The organism is Leptospira sp. GIMC2001 (assembly GCF_028462125.1).
GTDB lineage: Bacteria > Spirochaetota > Leptospiria > Leptospirales > Leptospiraceae.
In genome coordinates this window covers 1,387,512-1,408,561 of sequence record NZ_CP115468.1, presented here as the reverse complement: position 1 = coordinate 1,408,561, position 21,050 = coordinate 1,387,512, and the positions used below count along the sequence as shown (strand labels likewise).

20 protein-coding genes are annotated in these 21,050 nt (G+C 32.9%); all 20 read left to right on the top strand.

Translation table 11 applies throughout. From position 1 onward, the window contains the following. Positions 1 to 1,853 precede the first annotated feature (1,853 nt). The 20 genes from O4O04_RS07825 (at position 1,854) to O4O04_RS07730 (ending at position 20,454) form a co-directional block, all read left to right on the top strand. A complete protein-coding gene (locus tag O4O04_RS07825; RefSeq protein ID WP_272535261.1) occupies positions 1,854 to 2,357 on the top strand; it encodes a hypothetical protein in 504 nt (167 codons plus the stop codon). Then, positions 2,358 to 3,248 (top strand): Kiwa anti-phage protein KwaB-like domain-containing protein, encoded by an 891-nt coding sequence (locus O4O04_RS07820; protein ID WP_272535260.1) that lies wholly within the window; start codon positions 2,358 to 2,360, stop codon positions 3,246 to 3,248. It begins immediately after the preceding gene. A 1,607-nt stretch (positions 3,249 to 4,855) separates the two neighbouring features. Further along, positions 4,856 to 5,095: a type II toxin-antitoxin system Phd/YefM family antitoxin gene (locus O4O04_RS07815; RefSeq protein WP_272535259.1), complete on the top strand. Its 240-nt coding sequence runs from the start codon at positions 4,856 to 4,858 to the stop codon at positions 5,093 to 5,095. Next, the gene (locus O4O04_RS07810) at positions 5,092 to 5,490 is read left to right on the top strand and encodes a type II toxin-antitoxin system VapC family toxin (RefSeq protein WP_272535258.1); all 399 of its coding nucleotides are present in this window, start codon (positions 5,092 to 5,094) and stop codon (positions 5,488 to 5,490) included. Before O4O04_RS07815 ends, O4O04_RS07810 begins: the two co-directional genes overlap by 4 nt. A gap of 244 nt (positions 5,491 to 5,734) precedes the next feature. Then, complete coding sequence (locus O4O04_RS07805; RefSeq protein ID WP_272535257.1) at positions 5,735 to 6,439, top strand: ion transporter; 705 nt, start codon at positions 5,735 to 5,737, stop codon at positions 6,437 to 6,439. Positions 6,440 to 6,840: 401 nt separating this feature from the next. Beyond that, the gene (locus tag O4O04_RS07800; RefSeq protein ID WP_272535256.1) at positions 6,841 to 8,064 is read left to right on the top strand and encodes a hypothetical protein; all 1,224 of its coding nucleotides are present in this window, start codon (positions 6,841 to 6,843) and stop codon (positions 8,062 to 8,064) included. Positions 8,065 to 8,466: 402 nt separating this feature from the next. Further along, positions 8,467 to 8,658, top strand: a complete 192-nt coding sequence (locus O4O04_RS07795) for a type II toxin-antitoxin system VapB family antitoxin (protein ID WP_272535254.1) — start codon at positions 8,467 to 8,469, stop codon at positions 8,656 to 8,658. Then, positions 8,655 to 9,044 carry a PIN domain-containing protein gene (locus O4O04_RS07790; protein WP_272535253.1) on the top strand — a complete coding sequence of 130 codons (390 nt, stop codon included), beginning with the start codon at positions 8,655 to 8,657 and terminating at the stop codon, positions 9,042 to 9,044. The genes O4O04_RS07795 and O4O04_RS07790 overlap by 4 nt, the downstream gene beginning before the upstream one ends. Positions 9,045 to 9,766: 722 nt before the next feature. Next, positions 9,767 to 11,059: a HEPN/Toprim-associated domain-containing protein gene (locus tag O4O04_RS07785; protein ID WP_272535251.1), complete on the top strand. Its 1,293-nt coding sequence runs from the start codon at positions 9,767 to 9,769 to the stop codon at positions 11,057 to 11,059. 359 nt (positions 11,060 to 11,418) lie between these two features. Beyond that, on the top strand, positions 11,419 to 12,120 hold the full coding sequence (locus O4O04_RS07780) for a hypothetical protein (protein WP_272535250.1): 702 nt from the start codon (positions 11,419 to 11,421) through the stop codon (positions 12,118 to 12,120). Positions 12,121 to 12,445: 325 nt separating this feature from the next. Further along, positions 12,446 to 12,874 carry a hypothetical protein gene (locus O4O04_RS07775; protein ID WP_272535249.1) on the top strand — a complete coding sequence of 143 codons (429 nt, stop codon included), beginning with the start codon at positions 12,446 to 12,448 and terminating at the stop codon, positions 12,872 to 12,874. 40 nt (positions 12,875 to 12,914) lie between these two features. After that, positions 12,915 to 13,544 (top strand): YiiX family permuted papain-like enzyme, encoded by a 630-nt coding sequence (locus O4O04_RS07770; RefSeq protein ID WP_272535248.1) that lies wholly within the window; start codon positions 12,915 to 12,917, stop codon positions 13,542 to 13,544. 320 nt (positions 13,545 to 13,864) lie between these two features. After that, on the top strand, positions 13,865 to 14,530 hold the full coding sequence (locus O4O04_RS07765) for a hypothetical protein (protein WP_272535247.1): 666 nt from the start codon (positions 13,865 to 13,867) through the stop codon (positions 14,528 to 14,530). A 285-nt stretch (positions 14,531 to 14,815) separates the two neighbouring features. Further along, positions 14,816 to 15,205: a type II toxin-antitoxin system RelE/ParE family toxin gene (locus O4O04_RS07760; RefSeq protein ID WP_272535246.1), complete on the top strand. Its 390-nt coding sequence runs from the start codon at positions 14,816 to 14,818 to the stop codon at positions 15,203 to 15,205. Then, positions 15,159 to 15,476 (top strand): transcriptional regulator, encoded by a 318-nt coding sequence (locus O4O04_RS07755; RefSeq protein WP_272535245.1) that lies wholly within the window; start codon positions 15,159 to 15,161, stop codon positions 15,474 to 15,476. Before O4O04_RS07760 ends, O4O04_RS07755 begins: the two co-directional genes overlap by 47 nt. 1,120 nt (positions 15,477 to 16,596) lie before the next feature. Continuing rightward, positions 16,597 to 16,911 carry a nucleotidyltransferase family protein gene (locus O4O04_RS07750; protein ID WP_272536051.1) on the top strand — a complete coding sequence of 105 codons (315 nt, stop codon included), beginning with the start codon at positions 16,597 to 16,599 and terminating at the stop codon, positions 16,909 to 16,911. Next, the gene (locus tag O4O04_RS07745; RefSeq protein WP_272535244.1) at positions 16,901 to 17,251 is read left to right on the top strand and encodes a HepT-like ribonuclease domain-containing protein; all 351 of its coding nucleotides are present in this window, start codon (positions 16,901 to 16,903) and stop codon (positions 17,249 to 17,251) included. The genes O4O04_RS07750 and O4O04_RS07745 overlap by 11 nt, the downstream gene beginning before the upstream one ends. Positions 17,252 to 17,480: 229 nt before the next feature. Next, entirely contained in the window at positions 17,481 to 18,407 is a 927-nt protein-coding gene (locus O4O04_RS07740) for an STM4504/CBY_0614 family protein (protein WP_272535242.1), read from the top strand. Between the two features lie 181 nt (positions 18,408 to 18,588). Continuing rightward, positions 18,589 to 19,479 carry a DUF2971 domain-containing protein gene (locus O4O04_RS07735; protein ID WP_272535241.1) on the top strand — a complete coding sequence of 297 codons (891 nt, stop codon included), beginning with the start codon at positions 18,589 to 18,591 and terminating at the stop codon, positions 19,477 to 19,479. Between the two features lie 447 nt (positions 19,480 to 19,926). Beyond that, entirely contained in the window at positions 19,927 to 20,454 is a 528-nt protein-coding gene (locus O4O04_RS07730; protein WP_272535239.1) for a hypothetical protein, read from the top strand. The last annotated feature ends 596 nt before the right edge of the window (positions 20,455 to 21,050 follow it).

Sequence of the window (21,050 nt, the reverse complement as noted above, 5' to 3'; positions counted from 1 at the left end):
CTGCCTGGAAGAGCGGACATCGTGTCCGCTTATTGAATAAAAAAGGACGAATTTAAAAAGATTGTAAGACATTATTGTTTTGTTTCAAGAAAAATCCAATTAGATTCAATTAATAAGATTAAGTAAAGAAAGTAATTTCTAATCCATATTTGATGTGACCGATTATTATTGATTTAGAAAGGCAATTAAGTAAGTTTTGTCAAAGATTAAATTTGGGTTTGGAATCGTAAGATCTGAATGCCAATTTTTCATTGAAGTAAAACGATGTTCATCTTGAGTTCTACAAGTTTTATTTGAAATTGATTCAAAGAAAAGGAAAGACTCTTTAAGAATATTTTCTTTGTTTATCATTGTTAATAGTAGTTTTAATAGTTTTATAAAAGCAAATTTCGAAATTACACGAACCCTTTTCTGGAATCGGATAAAAACAAATTTATAGAATTAAATCTATTTTTAGATTTCAAGATTTTAATTTGAAAAATATATAATCCGCTTATAAAGCTGTCTCATGAGTGTATGTTCTACAGTTTTGCTCATGTTTTATGTGAAAAACATAAAAATCATCTCAGAAAAATTACCTTTATAAACGGACGTTCTAAGTTAAAAGATCAAAGAAAAAAAATTTGAATTATACTTAATTGATCTAAATGAACTTAGATTTAAGTTAATTTACAAAAAGAATCAGATTATTAAGGTTTATTCCATAAGTTGTCGGCATCCATGCCTCAATGACGGCAGCAGCAGATAACAACGACCATCCGCTGCGCACTGAGTTCTTAAAGAACCCAGTGCTTGGTCTTCGACACATAGTTCCTAGTCACGATTCTTGCAAAGGCAAGAATACGTGCCAACGGTAACGCCTCCTTTGGAGGCTCACCTAGGATCTACGTCGGATAGTCGGACCGTTATTCGCAACCGCCTAGAAGAGCGGACATCGTGTCCGCTTATTGAATATAGAAAGACAAATTTAAAAATGAGTGGATTCCTTTTTCTGAGATTACAAAAATTAATCTTCAAATTTTTAAAAACAGTAAGAAAATTAGAAAGAAAAACTCAATTAGAAGTTCCCAATTCAAATCGAAAGAGAAATTGAATATTCATTGAATCAATTAATTGAGAATGCTCATACTAAGATTCGATTGGAATTAGAGATCAGATGTTAAAAATGAAAAGTAAAGATGAAATTAATTGTTCAACTTGTCTCATATTAATTTGATTTGAAGGTGATTCAAAGAATTTGAAAGACTTTATAAAATCGTTTTTCATGCTATTCAACGCTTGAACGAGATAGGATAGTTGGCTTTGAAAAATACAAATTAAGAAAACGAAGATTTTGGTATCAAGTTTCACGACGAAGTAAATTTTTAAAAAGTATTAAATTTCTAAAAAGAAGAATCCGAAGATCGCCAACAAAGTTCATTGATTAGTGGATGTATTTAATTTCCGAGAAGGTTTGAATTTTTAAAACGTGTCTCTTATTTCCACAATTTAAGTTTCCAAACGGACGTTCCAAGTTGAAAGACCAAAGAATTCAAATTTCACCTAGGCAGTCGGTGTAATCTGAGAATTAAATTGATATACAAAGAGAATCTGATTATTAAAGTTTATCTTGAAAGTTATCGGCATCCCTGCCTCGAATACGGCGGTAGCGAATAACAACGACCATCCGCTGCGCACTGAGTTCTAGAAGAACCCAGTGCTTGGTCTTCGACACATAGATCCTAGTCACGATTCTTGCAAAGGCAAGAATGCGTGCCAACGGTAACGCCTCCTTTGGAGGCTCACCTAGGATCTACGTCGGATAGTCGGACCGTTAACCGAAATGCTCATATTCTAATTTACAGGAGAATTAAATGTTAAGTAATTTTGCCAAAATCATTTTTGTATCTACATCTTTAGCACCGTTACTCATTTCACTAAGTATTTCCCTAGAAAATATTAATTTATTAACTAGAATACTCTTAATATGCTTTTCGATAATTCTATTTCTTTTAGCTAAAAATACATTGAATGAAATTAAGAAAAGTGGTGAAATCGAACCCATTAAGATAAAAAAATTAAAAACAGCTGATCATGAAGTAGTAGCTTATCTTGTTACTTATTTAGTCCCTTTTTTAGCTAACATTAGCATAGAAAATGCATTTATAATCTATACTATAATTTTTATATCAATCTATAATAGTAATGCTTACCATTTCAATCCTTTAATTGGCTTACTAAAGTACCATTTTTATGAAATTGAAACTAATACAAATATTTCTTATATACTGGTTACTCGAAAAGAAATCAGAAATATAAAAAATATTCAAAATATATCACATATAACAGAATACTTAGTAATAGATAAGGAAATTTAGATGAATAAAAACATATACCAATTTTATGCAATAATAGATGATTTAGGTAAAAAAGAAATTAAACATATAGTATTAACTTCACAATTACAAATTGAATTAGGAAATATTTTTGATAGACAAATTGAAAAATTTTTAGACGTAGAAGATACTTTTAAATACGATGGGAGATATAATACAGAAAGCAATGAATCTTTGTATATCAATCCTTTTGATTTACCTTTAAATATAAAAAGTTTACGCAATGGACAAGTTAATGTATCTGATTTAATAAAAAGTGATTTAATAGATTGTAAAATTAAAAGTATTTTTGGTTTAAAAATCGAAAATATTGGAAAAGTAGTAATAGGATTCCAAAGCTTAACTGGAAATAATTTAATAAAAACTAATAAATTTAATTTATTTTTTTCTCAAAATACTTTTATTAAGTATGACGATCCCGGTATAATTATAAATGAAAGCGTTGTTGCTGTTTTTAAAGATAATTATTTATTTTTTAAGTCATTTTCACTTGCAAGAAGAGTATTAGATTTGACCAATTATTTAAAATCTGCTTCTGATATTGAAATTGATGAATTTATAAAAGAAAATCCTGTTGTTTTAGAAGATAAACTAAAATTTGATAGCAATAAAGATGAATGGATAAGGAAGAAGATATTTTTAATTCAGCAAGATAAAGTATTAAAAAATTTTCAAATAAAAGATTTCAAAAAAGCAGCTAAGATTATAAAACTTAATATGAATACTGCAATAGTAGATGGTAAAGAGAAAATAGTTTTACCATCCGATAAGAAAAATTTAAAGTTAACATTGAATTTATTTGATGATGATATATTGGATTCTATTGTTACTCATAAAAGATATATAAGTAATTCCAAACGAATTTATAATTAAATTCGCACATCGGTTAACTTTCGCTTGCCGCATCGCCGGAATACCGGCTCGGTCTTCGACACATTCCTCTTCGTCACGCTTCTTGCAAAGGCAAGAAGTCGTGCCGACGCAGACGTCCAGCACCATTTTAAAAGTTCGCAATGCTCACTAAATGGTGCTGGACTCAGCTACGAGGAACGTCGGCAAGCTCATTCGTTATCTGTAACCGCCTTTAAGAGCGGACTTCCTGTCCGCTTTTTTTAAATTAAAAAGAATTAATTCAAAGAAAGAGAGTTTTAAACGCCCATTATTGTAATAACTAAATAGAATTTGAATTAAAGGTTTTGTTCAAATGATATTGATGTTTTAGCTAATTTCATGTTTACAAAAGATCAAAGAAGATTCATTCAGATTTCAGTTTTGCTTTTCATTATTACAATATTGTTGTCTTCTCTAATTTGAAATTCACCAAATTGAATTAGGTCCTCAGTTTATAAAGAAAATAATAGCGGAAAACCAATTAAGTTGGTTAATGCTTTTTCACTTGCGATTGTTGAAATATAAAAAAAGGAAAGTATTCACGTTTAATTTTTCAACAAAGTTTTGCTATTCCGATTTTCGCATTACGTATAAGCTATATGTTATACGCAATTTTTAAACGCCTATCAGCGTCTTCAGGATTGAAAGAATGAAAGATTCAGTGACGGATGTGAAGTTTAAGAGATAATATTTTATTTCAGAATGAAATTGCTCTTATTTGAATTGAAAATAATGAAAGGCGTTAAGAATACTGTCTAAAAAAGTCGGCTTCCGTGCCGAGAAGATGGCGGCTACAGATAACACCAACTATCCGCTGCGCCTGAAATACAGGCTTGGTCTGCGACACATAAATCCTAGTCACGATTCTTGCAAGGCAAGAATGCGTGCCAACGTTAACGTCCAGCACCATTTTAAACATTCGCATAGCTCACTAAATGGTGCTGGACTCAGCTAGGATTTACGTCGGATAGTCAGACCGTTAGTAGTAATTTTCGCTTTTAATTGAAAGTCTGGATTTATTCTTTTCGAAAACCGCTTAATAAATCAAAAAGTAATAAGGTTTTGATTAGTTTAAATTTGAACGATTCAACTATGCTATTTAGATTTAATTCGGAAGTGAAAATTTATTGAGAGAAGTCTGCAAAATCTTAAGGTAGAAAGATGCTTTAGTCGGATCGCGGTTTTCTCAAAGAAAGAAAAATTCGAGCAAGCGTGCGAAAACTACTACTAACTCCGACTACCCACTGCGCTCTGAACGTCGCTAAAGCGACCGCAGAGCTTGGTCTACGACACATAAATTCAGCGCTAACGTCTCTTCGAGACTCAGCTCGAATTTACGTCGGGTAGTCTGAATCGTTAGCCGCCATGATTGAAAGACCATAATCTATGACGAACTTGAATACATTTATTATTTTAATATATTTCTACAATGTTTATGTTATTGATTTATACAGTTATTAATATCTACATTCTTAAGTTATTGCAGGTTCGCCATAAGAATACATATGTTTCGTTATTTTAGTAAGTTTGATTTAAATGATAGCAAAATTTTACTTGACAAGTAGTCAAATACAAAGGATTGTGAAATCATGAAGGCTTTTCCAATTGGTGAATTAAAGAGTAATTTTTCTAGTATACTTGAATTAGTTAAGAATGGGGAAGAGGTAAAAATACTATTCGGTAAAAATAAAAAGCCAGTAGCTAAGATTGTGCCTTTGAAAGAGATTAAAGGAGGAAAAAGAGCAATAGGCATTCTTAAAGGAAAGTCGAAAGTCGCTTTCTCAAATAACTTCAAGATGACTGAAGAAGAATTATTGAATTTAAATTGAATTATTTAATTGATACTCATTGTATTCTTTGGAGCATTTCAAATCCTGAAAAGCTTAGTAAGAATGTTCAAAGAATTTTAGAAAATCCAAACAATGGTATATTTGTAACAAGTCTTTCTTTATGGGAAATTGCCCTAAAAATTCGGCTGAAAAAATTGACAATTTCAGGATTCAAATCAGAAGAAATTCCAAAACTTTTAAATCAAATGAGCATTGAAATAATAGATTTATCCAGCGAAGAAGCAATAAATTTTTCAATGTTTGATTTAATTGGACATAAAGACCCATTTGATTTATTTTTAGTTTACCTTGCGATTAAAAGAAATTTTATTTTGATTTCTAAAGATGCAATTATTTCTAAATTAAAGATTAAAGGACTTAGAACGACCTGGTAAATTATAAATTACAGCGGCTAACTTTCGCTTGCCGCATCGCCGGACTACCGGCTCGGTCTTCGACACATTCCTCTTCGTCACGCTTCTTGCAGGGCAAGAAGACGCGCCGACGCTAACGCCTCCTATGGAGGCTCAGCTACGAGGAACGTCGGCAAGCTCATTCGTTAGCCGAAATACACTTAAAATAGAACATTTTCTCATATAAAAACAAGATTATCTAAAGATTACAGGCTATCATATCAGTATGTTAAATTATGTAAAAATAATGATTTTGGACTACACATCCAAGCAGGGAAAATATTTTTCTTTTTTTATTTATGGAATAATATTGTTTTCTATTTTAATTTTTACAATAGAAACTTTACCAAATTTGGATGAAAAAACAATTAATACTTTAGAGTTTTTAGAAGTAATAATAACAATACTTTTTACAATTGAATATGCGTTGAGATTAATATTTTCGAGAAGTTCCGTCAGATACATTTTTTCTATTTATGGGTTAATCGACTTAATCGCAATTTTACCATTTTATTTATCACTTGGAATAAATTTAAGTTCTCTAAGAATTCTTAGATTGTTTAGACTGTTTAGAATTCTAAAATTAATACGATACAATGAAGCGATAATCAATTTAAAAAGGTCAATTATATCAATCAAAGAAGAATTAGTCATTATTAGCATGGTTTCAGCTGTCGTCATTTATTTGTCTTCTGTTGGAATCTATTATTTTGAAAATGAAGCGCAGCCAGAAGTGTTTGCTTCAGTTTTTCACAGTCTTTGGTGGTCCATGGCTACTCTTACTACTGTAGGATATGGAGATATTTATCCTATTACAGCAGGAGGAAAAATATTTACTTCTTTTGTTATTATTATTGGAATAGGAATCGTTGCAGTTCCTGCTGGATTATTTGCCTCAGCCTTAATAAAATCAAGAAAAGATAAAAATTGAGTTTGATTTATTTAGTATGCTTAATTTAAGAATTAAGAAGTGTATCTTTAAAGAAAAGGAATCGGTATGAAAAAACAAATTATTTACATTGTATTATTTTTATTTGCAAGTTCAATATACAGTAGGACATATATTACTGGCAAACGAGGTGGCTGTTATTATATTAATTCTTCTGGTAACAAAGTTTATGTTGATAAGAGTTACTGTAGATAAAAGTGCACTTCGGCTAACTTTCGCTTGCCGCATCGCCGGAATACCGGCTCGGTCTTCGACACATTCCTCTCCGTCACGCTTCTTGCATAAGCAAGAAGACGTGCCGACGCTAACGCCTGCCTTTGGTAGGCTCAGCTACGAGGAACGTCGGCAAGCTCATTCGTTATTCGCAATTTCCATAAATACAAATGAAAATAGCAACAAAAGACCTAAATCTTGAAGCAACCAAAGACTTTCTGAATTACTTTTATGCCGCTTTAAGAAATAATTCTCTTGGTCTTTTCGATGCAGGTGGGAGAGGACATTTTTCAGATAGCGGGTATGAATCCAACCTGAGACTCGGAATCGCAAACCCTAAAGAAAAACTTTTTATTATCAATTTAAAGTTGTCTTTTAATCATGAAGGCTGCTTGCAAAGCATTGAGAGTTATGCAGATTCTCATGAGGAATCAAACCAATGGGGAACTATATTAAGCAACTTCATTAATGAAGTTCTTTTATCTACAATTTCGCAGAAAAAAGAAAAGTTTTTTGTTAGAAATTATTTTGCGGCGATTTCTGGAACAAATCTGAACGGTGAGTATTGGCTTCCCGGGTTTAGATTTGCCCCTTTAATGCCTGAAGACGATTCACAATTAATTGGAAGTGAAAGGTATGTTGTCATTGATCAAGAAATCGATGCCATCGATGATTCACATGCTGTTTTGCTGGCTGAACAGAAAGCCTCGTTGTTTACCGCTCATTTATCTTTACTTCTGAACATTGGTTTGTATAAACCATCTAAAAAATATAAATGGTACAGCAAACATGATAAAAATGGAATAAAACAGTTTCGTGAATCAACACTCCTTTATGATTTTAATCATCAAGTTAAAATGCCAAAGAAGAATACTATTTGCAAATTGGGAGAATTCAGAGGATCAGTTTTCCAATATGAGTTCATCGGCAACAACGATTTTTCTTGCCCAACTGAAACAAGAAAAATCCTAAAAGTCATAAAATGTTCTGATCAAAAAATCCAAAAGGCCTTTGATAGATGTGCAACACTTTATCAAATAGGATTGAATGTTGGTCAGTTTTACAATACCGCCATGATTTCATATTTTTACGCTTCGATTGATGCTATAACAAAATCACTTAAAGGAGAATATAAAGGTTTTAAAGACTTTATAACTAAAAATTACAAAGAGGACGTTGAGGATATTATCAATTTCATTCATGATGATATTCGTTCTGCACATTTCCATGCAGGAGCATTAAAACTGGATGAGGAGAATTTTAGAGTAGACCACTTAACTAATATAGATTTTCATAAACAAAATTATTTAGTGAAAGAGTCTATAAGAATTATAAGAAAATCTATCTTTAATTGGATCTTGGAATCGATAGCTAAAAATGAGAAAAAAATCTAAAACAAGGAAACTGCGAATAACTTTCGCTTGCCGCATCGCCGGAATACCGGCTCGGTCTTCGACACATTCTTCTCGTCACGCTTCTTGCAAAAGCAAGAAGACGTGCCGACGCTAACGCCTCCTCTGGAGGCTCAGCTACGAGGAACGTCGGCAAGCTCATTCGTTAATCGAAATGGCAAAAAGATTGTTTTGCACTAATCGACTGTTCTTCGTATCAAAGATTATGTTTTTAACTTTTTGTCTAAAGATGATTTCTTCGTTTAAGGCGAAGAATGAAATTTCTATTGGTTAAAGAGAATTAAGACGATTTTTACAAGAGCTAATGGCAATCCCTACATTTGACAACCTATGACATAAAAATTAGATTTACAATGCATATGTTATTATTATTTTATGCATATAATGAGAACAACGATTGATATTCCTGAAGATTTGTTATTAGAGGCGATGAAACTTACTCATCTAAAAACTAAGACGGATGTTGTAAAAGAAGGTCTGGTAAGTTTAATTAGAAAAGAAAAATTAAAAGGACTTAAGAAATTTAAAGGATCAATTTCCTTGGATATTAACCTTGATGAATTGCGAAATCGATGAATCGTGTTCTAGTAGATTCTTCGGTTTGGATCGATTATTTTCGAGGTCGAAATTCTCATGTGGAAAAGATCATTGACCAATTAATTGAACTAGACATTATTTTTACGAATGATCTAATTCTGGCAGAGTTGTTTCCTCTTATCATTTTTAATAAACTTACAAAATTAAAGAACTGTTTGGAGATAGTTCCAAAATTTCAATTGAATATACAGTGGGATCAAATTATTAATTACCAAATTTTGAACATTAAAAGCGGAATTAACAAAGTTGGAATTCCAGATCTTATTATCGCACAGAATGCAATTCAAAATAATTCAATCCTGTTTTCTTTAGATAGGCATTTTGAATTAATGAGTAAGAATTTGAATCTTAAACTATATTCTTAAGAGCCACATCGATTAACTCCGCGTTACTGGAGACGTCTTCGCTCCTTTGTCATTAATGAAACGGAGCTTCAGACCCATTCAGGTGTCACTGCGATTGCTTTTTCGCTTTGCTCAAGCAATCTCGTGCCAACGCTAACGCCCAGCACCATTTCAAACGTTCGCATAGCTCACTAAATGGTGCTGGGCTCAGCTATCCCGAACGGCAGTAACGCTCCTCGTTATTTGTAATTTTGGCTTCTAGGTGAAAGTCGGGTTTAACTCTTTTCGAAAACCGCTTAATAAATCAGAAAGTATTATGGATTAGCTTGGCTTAAACTTGCACGATTCAATTATGCTAAGTGCATTATCTCCGAAAGTGAAAGTTTATTGAGAGAATTCGGCAAATTCTTAATGTAGGAAGATGCTTCAGTCGGATCGCGGTTTTCTCAAAGACAGTAATTTTAAGTTAGCGTGCCAAAACTACAAATAACTCCGACTACCCACTGCGCTCTGATTGTCGCTTAAGCGACTGCAGAGCTTGGTCTACGACACATAAATTCAGCGCTAACGTCTCTTCGAGACTCGGCTCGAATTTACGTCGGGTAGTCTGAAACGTTATGCGAAAGAGCATTTTTGCATTCACAAATTCATGAAAAAAGAATAAATATATTTTAAGATGCTTCGCATCAACAAATGTAGAAAATATGGGTTGTATTATCAAATATTTTAGGAAAATGTTTTAAATGGGAACTTCCATTGAACTTTGCATCGGCAACGTATCCCTTTCTTACTCCAAAAACTTCATGGGAGAAGATTACGGATATTTATTTCAAGAGGATGACTTATTTCGTCGCAAGTCAGACTCAATAGATTACGATTATTACGATGAGCATCCGGAAGAAAAAGAGGAGCTTATTGAAGCTGAAGAACTTTATGTAAGGTCACTCTCTCGAATTATACCTCGTCTTGAGATACTCGGTTTCACACTTGAAGCTGCACGAGCGGAATACCAAGCAATAGTCGATGAAGCGGTTGAAATGTCGAGCTATAGTGAGTTAGAAGAGACAGGAAATGAATATCTCACGTTTGAAGAATTCTGCAGTTTGGCTTGTCGCTATCCGCTGGATGATTTGAAAAGTGGCTATATCGAATATGATACGCCAGACCGAGACAGAATTTCTCAGGGCCGTTTTGCCGCTGATTCTGACACTTTTAAGAGAATTCCAAGGATCGGATATAATGATTCTTATTGGTCAGAAACTAGTTTCCTATCAGAACGAGTATGCATTCTGAGTGCGGAATCTATGCTTCAGATTTTTGCACTGAACAAGGCTAATGAAGAAATTGAGGTTTCTTGGAATTTTGGCCCAATTGTACATGCAGGTTGGGTGGAACGTGAAGCATTCCAGCCAAGAGCGCAGCAAAGACAAAAAGTGTTGATAGCAACCGAAGGAGCATCCGACGCACGCATCCTTCGGCGGTCGCTCGACGTCCTACGTCCGGATATAGCAGATTTTTTTAATTTTGTGGATGTAGACGAACGCCATCATTTCTGGGGAACTGGCAATCTAGTTAAATTCGCAGAGGGGCTTTTGCGAATTGAGGTTCTCAATAAGGTCTTATTCGTTTTTGACAACGATGCTGAGGGTATAGACGCTTTTCGAAGGCTTGAAAATTTGAAACTACCAAGGAATATGCGAACAATGCTCTTGCCTGATCTAATGGAATTTAAGACTTTTGCAACACGCGGCCCCGAGGGTGTAAACTTATCTGATATAAATGGACGAGCCGCCGCGATTGAATGCTATCTTGACCTTAGTTTAGATCAATATCCCGCCCCTCAGGTCACATGGAGCAACTTTAAAAAAGACATCAATACTTGGCATGGTGTGTTAGATTTCAAAGAATCATATTCAAAACATTTTTACGATCAGTCAGAAAATACACTGCGAAACGGTAGCTATGATATCTCTAAGCTTACGAAATTACTTGATGCGCTTATCCAAAATGCCGGAATGGTATACCCGGTTATTTAATGTAAATCCCTCGCTTTACCCAGGTAATCAGTATATAATAAAAAATTTGGCAAACAATACAATTTTATGCTTTGTTAGTTTATGAAAAATTCATGCTCCTTCGCATAACTCCGTCTACCTGTAAAAACCCTCGCTCCTTGTCCTTATGTAGAGGAGCTTCGGGTCCATTCGGGTGTCACTACGGTTGCAATTCTCGACTTTGTCTCGAAGCAACCTCGTGCCAAAGGTAACGCCTCAGGTTTCTTTTCCTCGGTCGGGGACTCCCTCGGGAAACCAGAGGCTCACCTATCCCGAACGGCAGGTAGACTCCTCGTTATTCGAAATCAGCGCAATGAATAATAACTAGTACTGAGGAAAAAATGAATAAACTAATGTTAAAATATTTAATATGTCTAATTATATTGCCGTTATTAACTTTTTCTAATTGTGGTACTTCAAGATCCTATTCACCTTCTGGAACCATTGATTCTCCCGATGATAGAGTTATCAGTGATGAAGAAATTAGAAGAGCATTTGAAGCGAAACCTCAAATAAGAAAACCATCTCGGATAGCATGGTATAATCTGGGGGTCGATGAAATCCCTGAAAAAATCATGTTTACAGATCCAAATATTAGCTTAAATTATAAGATTCCAAAGAATCTAATCGAAGGATTCTCATCTCGTAGTAGAAGATCATATTATTCAGAAGAAAGAAACCAGATAAATTTAAGCAGTCTTCGATTATTCGCAGCACGAGCAAAATGTGATCTATTAATTGTAACAACTTCGGATTTCGATGCTACAAGAAAACCTAATATATTTTCTGCATTTAATATTTTTATAGTTCCAATATTTATATTACCTTATCTTGATACAAATTATCAGTATACAGCAGAAATTTTGATTTTTGATGTTAGAAATGGATATCTCTATAAAGAGGCTTCATACGAAAGTGATACCATTATTCTCGAGTTTAATACTATTTGGAATGTTGATAGCACAGTTGATGAAGTAAAAAATAAATTCATTAAAGAAGCAAGTGATGAATTCAGAACTCAATTGAAGAGTTTATTTATTTAGTAGTTTAAATATTTAATTAATCTAAGTGCTGACTTCGAATAACTCCGCGTTACTGGAAACGTCTTCGCTCCTTTGTCTTTAAGGAAGCGGAGCTTCAGACCCATTCGGGTGTCACTAAGATTGCTTAGTTCTCTTCGTTCACAGCAATCTCGTGCCAACGCTAACGCCCAGCACCATTTCAAACGTTCGCATAGGTCACTAAATGGTGCTGGGCTCAGCTATCCCGAACGGCAGCAACGCTCCTCGTTATTCGAAATTGCTCAAATTAAAAAAAATGAAGGAAATAATATCCTTTTTTCTTAATTTTATATCAATTTTTGGTTGGATGATATCTTATCTTCTAATTCTTTTACCTGGTTTATCAGAAGTTGATCCATGCACTCAAGGTGGCTCTGACGGATTTGATGGTTCTTTATACGTTAGTCTATATTTAGTATTCTTGTTTTCTATTTGTATTTTCCCAATTTTTAAATTTAGCCCTAAGTTCTGGAGATTAGGTTATTTCCATATATTTACTAGTATATATTATTTATTCAAGTTGCCAAATTATTTTTATTTTGTAACAATAAAAGGTCTGCATATATGCAATGGACATCATTTATGGAACGATTTTAAAAATATCAATACGCTAACTTATGGAAAGTCAGAATTTTCACATAGAATTTTTGCAATTGTACTTTTAATATCTTTAATATATATTTTATTAACAATGTTTTATTCAAGAAAATACAATAAACTAAGGCAAGATTTTTGACTAGAAATATTGTTCATAAAAAAAACAGGAAGGTAAAAAAATGAAAGAACTATTCAAAATTAATATAATAATTGTATTTATATTCTTTGGAACAGAAATGTATTCCAGATCTATTGATTTTAGTATCCTCAGAGAAGGAGATATAATTTTTCATGAGTCAATATCAGAACAAGCTACAGCTATAAAATTGGCTACAAATTCCAGATATACACATGTTGGTATTATATTTAAAGAAAGAAATATTATGTTTGTTTTAGAAGCAATTCAACCGGTCAAAAAAACAAAATTAGAGAATTTTATAAAGCGAGGGAAAAACAATCATTTTGTTGTAAAAAGATTGAAAGATTCCGTTAAAATTATAGACTCGAATTCAATATCTAGAATGAAGGAATACGGATATAAATTTATTGGAAAAGATTATGATTATACATTTGAGTGGAATGATAACCGAATATATTGTACTGAATTGGTTTGGAAAATATATAAAAACGTTTTAGGAGTTGATGTAGGCGAACTAAAAACTCTAGAAAGCTTCGATTTGTCATCGGATAAAGTTAAAAAAATCATGAATAAGAGATATGGTAAAAATATTCCTTTAAATGAAATAGTGATATCCCCAGAAGATATTTTTATTGCTGATAACTTATATACGATCATTTCAAATAATTAAAGGGAGCAACTTCGAATAACTCCGCGTTACTGGAAACGTCCTCGCTCCTTTGCCTTTGAAGAAGCGGAGCTTCAGACCCATTCGGGTGTCACTTCGATTGCTTTTCTCGACTTTGTCTCAAAGCAATCTCGTGCCAACGCCAACGTCTCCAATGGAGACTCGGCTATCCCGAACGGCAGTAACGCTCCTCGTTATGCGACATCTTTTAAAATTTAACAGGGAAAGAAAAATATGAAATATATAATTTTGATAACGTTATTTTCACTCGCGTGTATAGCTAAAAGAACAATTCTTCTGAAATACAGAAAGAAATAAATGAAGTGTATACATTTGAGAAAGAAACTGATGTTTTTCGTGATCCAAATTTAAATTCGCCGAAAATATTCAAAATTCCAATAGGTACAAAAATAAATGTAAGAAATATTTCTAATTTCGAAAATTGGTTATATTCAGAAGATAATAAAGGATATATTCTTTCAAACTTCACTAAGCTAGAGTTGCATCCTCAGCAAAAAGATTCTTTAATTCTAACAAAAAAATACTCCGACTGTTTGTGCAATTCAAGCCTATTTGATTTAGAGATTACTTTAAAATTAAATGAAGGTATAGCATTATACGATTATAAAGCAAACATAGAGTATCGCACCGAAACCGGAAATTCTGTAGGCTCTTATAATATCTATAATAACCGATTATATGTTGAAATACCCAAATACACTGTTTCTTTTTGTGGCGATTCAAAAATTTGTGATTACGAAGAATATCCGGAATTACTTTTTAACCTCCAGTGGAATGAAAGATCAAATGGATATTTAGATGATTCACAGATCAATTTCTTGGATTCTCGTGAATTTTTCGTAAATAGCCAAAAATGCCAAATAGTACCGAAATATGCGGAAGAGGATGATGATTGCCACGATTATTGCACAAAAACTAATACTATTGAAAGAAAATTTTTATTCAATGGATACTTCTGTAATAAATAAAAAACGTCGCATAACATCGGCTACTCGCGTCGCTTCGGGTCTTACGCCCTCGCTCGGTCTGCGACACATAGGCTTCTGGCACTCCCCTTGCATCCGCAAGTGTCGTTCCAGTCCCTAACGTCCCTTCGGGACTCAGGGCCAGCCTACGTCGAGTAGCCTGGTTCGTTATTCGAAATGTGAAAAAATCAACTTGAATGACATTAATAAACTTAAATTGTCACTTTAAATTAATATTAAGCTGTTTAAATAATTGACAGTGTATCGCTATTCCGTTACACTGGAAGAGTGAAAGAGATTGTCGCCTATAAAGGTGAGAAATTTACAATAGAATGGTATTTTGATGAAAAAGAGAAATCAGATGTTTTACATTATTTCAATGGATTAACAGAACCGCTTCAGATTAAAACTTTAGCTTTGTTCAAGCGTTTTGCTGAAGTTGGCGAGATAAAGGATCGGACAAAATTCAATTTTGAAGGGGACGCATTATATGCTTTCAAACCGTTTCCACACAGATTTCTTTGTTTCTTTGTAAAAGGTAAGAAAGTAATTATTACGAATGCATTTCTAAAAAAGACAGATAAATTACCAAAGAATGAAAAAGAGCGAGCGCTAAAAAGGAGGGAAGATTATGAAAAAAGAATTAAAAAAGGAACTTACTACAAAGACAACGTTTGATCGTCTGATGACAAAACGTTCAATTAAGGAAAAATTTGATAAAGAATACGAAGCTTTAACATTGTCTGAAACAATTATCAATTTGATGGAATCAGAAAAAGTTTCAGTTCGGGAATTATCCAAATTAGCTAAAGTATCAAGCACCGTAATTCAAGAAATAAGAAGTGGTAAGCAGGACAACCCAACGTTGTTAGTTTTATCAAGATTAGTTCATACACTTGGAGCAGAGATAGTAATCAAGAAAGGTAAAAAAACTCTTGCAAGTGTTTAAATCACACTTCGAATAACTTTCGCTTGCCGCATCGGCTGAATACAGCCTCGGTCTTCGACACATTCCTCTCCGTCACGCTTCTTGCAGGGCAAGAAGACGTGCCGACGCTAACGTCCAGCACCATTTTAAACGTTCGCGAAGCTCACTAAATGGTGCTGGACTCAGCTACGAGGAACGTCGGCAAGCTCATTCGTTATCTGTAACCGCCTTTAAGAGCGGACGTCCTGTCCGCTTTTTTTAATTTTAAAAGAATTAATTCAAAGAAAGAGAGTTTTAACCGCCAATTATTATAAAAACTAATTAGAATGTAAATTATAGGTTTTGTTCAGATGATATTGCTGTTTAAGTTTATTTCAAGTTTACAAAAGATCAAAGAAGCTTCATTCAGATTAGCGTTCATTTCTTCAAAATTTAAAACGAATCTAAATTAAAAATTCAGAGCGTTATTTAGAGTTTGTAAATTTATTAAGAGAATTAATAAAACTTAATGGATAAAAAGTATTTAAAAGCCTACTTGTTTAAGATTGCTTGATCATTTTCAAAAAAAAAGAAGGAAAATCGTTATACTCTATTTTATTGTTTTAGATTTCTATTTTCGGTTTTAATAAAAACTATATGTTATACGCAATCTCCAAACGCCAATCAACGTTTTCAAGATTGAAAAAATGAAAGATTCAGTGGCGGATGTGAAGTTCGAGAGATAATTTTTCACTTCAGATTCAATTTGCCCTTATTTGAATTGAAAGCAATTAAATGCGATAAGAAAATTGTCTAAGAACGTCAGCATCCGTGCCGAGAAGATGGCGGCTACAGATAACACCAACTATCCGCTGCGCCTGAAATACAGGCTTGGTCTACGACACATAAATCCTAGTCACGATTCTTGCAGAGCAAGAATTCGTGCCAACGCTAACGTCCAGCACCATTTTAATCATTCGCATAGCTCACTAAATGGTGCTGGACTCAGCTAGGATTTACGTCGGATAGTCAGAACGTTAAGCGTAATCGCTGAATTTTAAGAATATTTATTAATTCAATTCAAATCAAGATATTCAAAAAGGACAAATTTATCATCAAATAATTGTCTTGACATTGAAACGATTTGGAAAACTTTTAATTCATTGTGAAAGTTGACATTCTAGATAAGAATTCCATTCAAGATGCGCTAAAAAAATACAAATTTGATATCGATTCATTTGGCGTGGAATCTTTACATATTTTTGGTTCCGTTGCCAGGAATGATGCAAACTTTTCGAGCGATCTTGATGTTTTGGTAAAATTTAAGCCTGGAAAGAAGAATTATGATAATTTCATGAATTTAACTTTTCTCTTAGAGGATGTTTTCAGTGTGAAAGTTGATTTAATCACAATTGAATCAATTAACGGTTCATTCAAGGAATCTGTTGAGGAAGAATCAATCTTAATTGAAATCTGACATTGAATGCATAAAGCATATATACAATGAAATTTTGTTCCTCAACGAAGAGATGAATAAAATTAATGAAGAAGGCTTTTTGAATAATAATGTTCTACGCCGTGCCTTCGTTCGCAGTATTGAAATAATTGGGGAAGCTTCAAATAAAATTTCAGACCAATTCAAAAAGAAGTATACTGAGCCAGAATGGCGAAAATTATCAGCAACACGAAATCATTTAATTCACGGCTATTTTGTTGTTGATTATGATATAGTTTGGGATCTAGTTAAGAACAAAATTCCAATTCTTGAGATTCAAATAAAAGAAATTTTAGAAAGAGAAAAAACTTTATTTGATTAGGATTGGCGACAACGCTTAACTCCGCGTTACTGGAAACGTCTTCGCTCCTTTGTTCTTAATGAAGAGGAGCTTCAGACCCATTCGGGTGTCACTGCGATTGCTTAGTTCTCTTCGTTCACAGCAATCTCGTGCCAACGCCAACTTCTCCTTGGGAGACTCGGCTATCCCGAACGGCAGCAACGCTCCCCGTTATTCGCAATATGCCAGTTATTTGTACTATAGGAATAATATGATATTTGATTTATTTTCGAAAAAACAGAAAAGATTGCGTGGAGAAAACTTAGATGTATTTAGATACAAAGATATCCCTACTAAGCTTAGAATTCAAATTGTTCATATTATTAGAGAAACAATAGGAGTAAAAAATACGTATTATGGAAGCCAAGATTTAGCATACCAAGCTTATGAAAATATCCAGAATACACTATGCAGAGAATACGGAAAGTTCTTTTTAATTGAGAGAAACTATACTCCTGAATTGGATGTTCTAAATTTCTTCTTACAGACAGAAGATTTTGAGCAAGCGATTGATGTTATTGACTTAACTTTTAAATGTATAGAAAGAGTAATTGCTGGTGAAAATTACCAAAATTATACAAAGTATATAAACGTAAAATTAAAACCAGAAGAAGCTATAAAAGAATTAAATATAAGATTAAAAGAACATGCAATAGGGTATCAATTTATTGGAGAAATAATTCGAGTTGATTCAACATATGCACATTCAGAAATTATAAAACCAACTCTGACATTATTGAATAGGAAAATGTTTAACGGGGCAAATGATGAATATCTCAAGGCACATGAACATTACAGGCACGGAAGAAATAAGGAAAGTTTGAGTGAATGCTTAAAATCATTTGAAAGTGTTTTGAAAATTATATGTAAGGAAAAAGGTTGGTCATTTCATCAAACTGACACTTCTAAAAAATTAATTCAGATTTGTTTTAAAAATATATTAATTCCTAATTTTACACAAAACCAATTTACCTCGTTACTGAGTTTATTAGAAAGTGGGATACCAACTATCCGGAATAGATTGGGCGCTCATGGTCAAGGACAGGTTCCTCAAAAGGTTGAAGATGAAATAACGAGATATGCATTAAATCTTACAGGAACAAATATCATTTTTTTAATTGAACAAAGTGGACTTTAGTGCATACAGCGAATAACTTTCGCTTGCCGCATCGCTGGAATACCGGCTCGGTCTTCGACACATTCCTCTTCGTCACGCTTCTTGCATAGCAAGAAGACGTGCCGACGCTAACGCCTCCTCTGGAGGCTCAGCTACGAGGAACGTCGGCAAGCTCATTCGTTATGCGTCAGTCTAAAAAACTATGATTAATAACAATTTCTTTGACTATTTACTTAAATCTTTAGCGCATTATAAGAAGGAATTAATTTTTCCAAAGAATTCTTATATTTACCATTATACTAGTATAGATGGATTGATGGGTATAATTCAGAACAAAGCAATTTATTCAACTGATGCTAGATTTTTAAATGATATATCTGAACAAAATTATGCCAAAAATTTGATTTTAGAAGAATGTAATTTATTTTTAGAAAGGGTTGAAAAAAGTAACCAATTTTTTTGGGAGTCAGTGTTAAAAGGTTTAAATAAACAAGATATTCCAATAATCTATATAACTAGTTTTACTAGTGAAAGTGATTTATTAAGCATGTGGCGTGGATATGGATCAAATACTTCATCTGTAGCATTAGAATTTGGAAAAACATTTTTAGGCTTAATAACTAATTCATATTCATCATTGGTTAATGTTATTTATTTAGAAAGCGAACAACGTAGTTTTATTCAATGGAATATTGAAAGCATAATAAAGTATTATGTAATCAATAAAGAGGCTACAGATCAGAATATTGAATCAACGGTAAAAACTGCAATTCAATATATTTCCATGCTTTTCCCAGTATTAAAGCATCCTGCATTTAAGGAAGAAAAAGAGATCCGTCTAATAATCCCAGAAGTTAACGTTAAAAAACACGAAATAAAGGTTGAGTTTAAGTCCAATAAAGATTCTATTTGTCAATTTATTAAAACTAATTTATCAAATCCAGATATAGTTTTTCCCATAGAAGGGATAATCATCGGTCCAACTTCAGATTTTGAAAATTTAAAAAAATCTATACTTGAATTTACTTCAAAAAATAACGTTGATATTTATGATAAACGTATAATAAGTTCTACAATACCGTTTCGTTATTGAAAATTAGACCGACGCATAACTTTCGCTTGCCGCATCTCCGGAATACCGGCTCGGTCTTCGACACATTCCTCTTCGTCACGTTTCTTGCAAAGCAAGAAGACGTGCCGACGCTAACGCCTCCTCTGGAGGCTCAGCTACGAGGAACGTCGGCAAGCTCATTCGTTATACGCAAATTACAAAAATATATTGAATACAAAGAACGCTCTTTCTAAATTCGTTGATAAATTATTTAGTTAAGAAATATGAATTAAGTAAGGAACATACAGTATTTTTTCTTTCCTTTTTTGAATTTTTTAAAATAAGTTCAATTTTCAAATATTTTTTTGGATTCTTTTTTATGAAGCTAGGCATGATTAAAAAAGAAACGCAGATCTTTTTTTTTAGAAACTATTTTTAATATTCTGTTCTCTATAATATAAATAAAAATAAATAGGATAAAAAGTAACTATGAGTAAATACTTTAATAAATATATATTTCATATGTTTCTCGTTGTCAATTTTTCATGTAGTATTCAAACATATATAGCAATCTCAAATGATACTGAAGAATTAGTCGAAATACATTTCTATCTTAAAGATCCTATTGATGCTTTAAAATTTGAAAGGATAATGCGAAATAAGGAAAATATTTTAGAATCTAATGATAAATTTTTAAATGAATTTTCAGATTTTCTAAGCAAATGGAAAACCATAAATTCAAAGGATATTTTAAATTACAATAATTTCATTCAAGTGAATCCAATTAAAGAAGGATACGTTTTCTATGACCCGATCGAAAATAAGATAATTCTAAATATTGAAACGTATACTGCTGTCATTATTTATACAGGATATAATTTCAGAAATCCATTAAATGAATATATAAGAAAAATAAAAGTTCAGACAGGTAGAGGAACTATGATATTTCAAGATGAGTATGTACGTTTTCCTTTCTATTATAAGTCTAAATGCGATTGTCACATCTGGTATCTTTAAATGAACTATTATAAATGGTGTAATCTGCGTATAACTCCGCTCAATCGGAAACCCCCTGCGCCCTTTGAGTTTATGAAAGAGGGCTTGGGGCAATTGTCGTGGCACTGAAATTACTTTTTCGCTTTGCTCATGCAATTTCGTGCCAACGCTAACGTCTTAAATTTCTAATCCTCAGGCACGGAGGCCTTCGGGAAATTCAAGACTCAGCTACCGACAACTGCGATTGAGCTCCCCGTTATTCGTCATATTTTACATCAATTGAGTAAAATTAAAATTACTTTTATATTTAATAATTAGAATTCAAATCAGGATGGTTATTCATGAGATTTTTGTTTATTGCACTAGTGTTTTTAATTCTAAATTGCGATATGGGACCACTAGGTCCAGGAGTCTCCAAAAGAGATGAATGTAAAAATGGACACGTTTTTAAAAATGGAAAGGCTGCAAATAGAGATGAATTATGTGCCTTTGCATTAACATTGTTCGATATAAACGATTTTCAAGATAATACATTTCTAATATTATGCTTATATGCACAAATTCAGCTAAATGAATGCGACAAAGAATCTCAATATTTTATAGATTTTTAAACTTTT